We start from the raw sequence: 1,177 nt of genomic DNA, 5'->3' as shown, positions 1-1,177 counted from the left end.
TGTCTGCAGTGGCCAACCGATCATGGTCCCCTTCTTTCTCCTTTCCTTCTTTCTCCTCCTTTTTCTCCCTCCCTTCCCCCCTTTTCTTTTTCCTCTTCTCTCTCCCTTTCTCCCTTCCCTTCTTTCTCCCCCCTCCTTTCTTTTCTTTTTCTTCCTTCCTCCCTCCCCCCTCTTCTTTTTTTTTTTCCTTCTTTCCCTCTTCTCCCTTTTCTTCCTTTCTTTCCTCCTCTCTTTTTTTTCGCTGTTGTTTTCCTTCCCTCCCCTCTCTCCCCCCCTCTCCTTCGTTGCTCTCCTTTCCTTCTTCGCCCTCTCCTTCTCCTTCCTTTTCTCCCCCTTCCTCTCTTCTCCCTTCTCTCTTCCCCCTTTTCCCCTCTTTCTTTTCCCTCCTCCCCCTTTCTCTCCTCTCCTTCCTCCCCTCCCCCCCTCCCTTTCCCTCCTCTCTCCTTCCCTTCCCCTCCTTTCTTTTCCCCTCTCTCCCCCCCTCCTTTCCCTTTCCCTCTTCCCTTTTTCTCCCTTCCTTTCCTCCCCCTTCTCCTTTTCCTCCCCTTCCTCCCTCCTCTTTCCTTCCTCTTCTCTCCTTCTCCCTTCTTCCCCTTCCCCTCTCCTTCCTCTTTCCTCTTTTTCTTCCCTCCTTTTTTTCTCTCCTCCTTTCCCCCCCTTCTTCCCCCCTTCCTCCCTCTTTTCTTTCCCCTCCTCCCCTTTCTCTTCTCCCCCTCTCCTCTCCCCCTCTCCTCCTTCTCCTCTCTTCTTCCTTCTTCTTCTTTCCCCCCCCCCCCCCCCCTCTTTTCCTCTTCCCCTCCCTCCTCCCTTCCTTCTCTCCCCTTTCTCTTCCTCCTCCCTTTTTCCTCTTTTCTTTTCTCCCCCTCTTCCCCCTTCTCCCCCTCCCCTTTCTTTTCCTTCTCTTTCCTTCCTCCTCTTCTCTTTTCCCTCCCCCTTTCTTTTCCTCCCTTTTTTCTTCCTTCCCCTCTCTCTTCCCCTCTTTCTCCCCTCCCCCCTCCCCTTTTTTTCCTTTCTCTTCCCCCTCCTTCTCCCTTTTCTTTTTCCCTTTCTCTCCTTCTTTCTTCCCTTCTCTCCCCCCTCCTTTCCCCCCTTCCCTCTCTCTCTCTTCCTTTCTCCTTCCTTTTCCCTCCTTCCCCCTTCTCTCTCTTTCCTCCTTCTGTTCTCCCCCCCTTTTTTC

The 1,177-nt window shown here is 52.9% G+C and carries 1 protein-coding gene; it reads right to left on the bottom strand.

All coding sequences use genetic code 11. The annotated features are described in order from the left end of the window. Positions 1 to 1,177: hypothetical protein (locus ACJJVZ_RS00010; protein ID WP_405621544.1), on the bottom strand; the 1,177-nt coding region annotated here is incomplete at both ends.

The sequence above is a fragment of the Pseudoalteromonas sp. Ld19 genome (genome assembly GCF_045064135.1).
GTDB lineage: Bacteria > Pseudomonadota > Gammaproteobacteria > Enterobacterales > Alteromonadaceae > Pseudoalteromonas > Pseudoalteromonas aliena.
The sequence above is the reverse complement of the archived record's forward strand: the minus strand, read 5'-3'. Positions and strand labels throughout refer to the sequence as shown.